The organism is Paenibacillus sp. IHB B 3415 (assembly GCF_000802655.2).
GTDB classification, from domain to species: Bacteria; Bacillota; Bacilli; order Paenibacillales; family Paenibacillaceae; genus Paenibacillus_AQ; species Paenibacillus_AQ phytohabitans.
The window spans coordinates 1-1,535 of the sequence record NZ_JUEI01000179.1; the positions used below are offsets into that span (position 1 = coordinate 1).

Here is a 1,535-nt window from a genome sequence, read left to right on the forward strand (position 1 = left end):
AGGGATCGCTTGCTCCATAAGAAGAGGGTACTCTTCTGTTCGCAAGAATCTGCCACTTCAAGCGTTAGCTAAGTGGGGGAGAATTCAAGAAGATCATACCATTATTAAAGTAGGTAAGGATAGGGCGGTTTTTTACAGTAATTGCATATTGCCTGTCCAGCTAAGGAGTGGATATAGTGATTTATGGAATCGGAAATGATGTGCTGGAAATCCGCCGGATTACGGCTCTGCTGTCAAGCGGACAAGCAACCGGATTTCTGCAGCGCATTCTTACAGAGCGTGAGCTTGAGCTAGCCGCAGGGCGGAAGGGTAAGGCGGCAGAATTCGCTGCGGGGCGTTTTGCCGCCAAGGAGGCAGTAGTGAAGGCGCTGGGCTGCGGAATCGGCGCGAAGGTGGGATTTCAGGATATTGAAATTCTGCCGGACCACCAGGGCAAACCGGTCGTTTCACTGTCGGAAGCGGCCTGGGACCGGCTGCTTCTGCCGGGCGGCCGCCATATCATCCATCTGGCCATTACACACAGCGGGGATCTGGCTTCAGCTTTTGCCGTAGTGGAGCAGGTAAACTAAGCTGCTGCGTGGAGCCGGATCCTGCCTGCGGCTTCGCAGAGCGGTATTTATACGGGTAAACTTTACGCAATAAGGGGACGAGCTGCTTATCGCGGAATATAGATACATTCAATATAGAAGCAAGGAGATTAATGATGACTACAAATGAGCAGCAGGAAGCCAAGTCATATTTCAGCCGAAATTTGCTGGAGTGGTACCATGGGCAGAAGCGGGATCTGCCGTGGCGGCGCCACCGCAATCCTTATTACATCTGGATTTCGGAGGTTATGCTTCAGCAGACGAGAGTCGATACGGTCATTCCTTATTTCAACCGGTTCATCGAGCGGTTCCCTACGGTGGAGTCACTTGCCGATGCCCCGGAGGAGGATGTTCTGAAGTGCTGGGAGGGGCTTGGCTACTATTCACGCGCCCGGAATCTGCAGCACGCCGCGAAGCAGGTGAAGGAAGAATATGGCGGGCAGGTTCCCAATGACCGCGATGCCGTATTCGGGCTTAAGGGAGTAGGGCCTTATACGGCCGGAGCTATTCTCAGCATTGCCTTCAACCGGCCGGAGCCCGCTGTGGACGGCAATGTCATGCGGGTGCTGTCGCGATATTTCCTGATTGAGGATGATATCGCCAAAGGCCCCACCCGCGTCAAAATGGAGCGCCTGGCAGCAGAGCTGATTCCCGAAGGGGAAGCCTCGCACTTCAATCAGGCGCTGATGGAGCTTGGCGCGCTGATCTGCACGCCGAAATCACCGCGCTGTCTGCCGTGCCCGGTGATGGAGCACTGCTCAGCGCGCCTCGCGGGCTGCGAGACCTCGCTGCCCGTCAAGACCAAGGCCAAGCCGCCGCGCCCGGAAGAGCGGCTGGCAGCCCTGATAGAGGGCCGCGGCGGGCACGCGGGCCGGGTACTCATCCGGCAGCGGCCATCCAGCGGGCTCCTGGCCCGCATGTGGGAGCTGCCGCACTGGCCGGGGCCCC

2 protein-coding genes are annotated in these 1,535 nt (G+C 57.5%); both read left to right on the forward strand.

Features of this window, described 5'->3' with window-relative positions; translation table 11 throughout:
- The first annotated feature begins 176 nt into the window (after positions 1-176).
- Positions 177-569, forward strand: a complete 393-nt coding sequence (gene acpS / locus QW71_RS35995) for a holo-ACP synthase (protein ID WP_039310839.1) — start codon at positions 177-179, stop codon at positions 567-569.
- A 134-nt stretch (positions 570-703) separates the two neighbouring features.
- On the forward strand, positions 704-1,535 hold an 832-nt coding region (mutY, locus tag QW71_RS36000; RefSeq protein WP_039310842.1), incomplete at its 3' end, for an A/G-specific adenine glycosylase.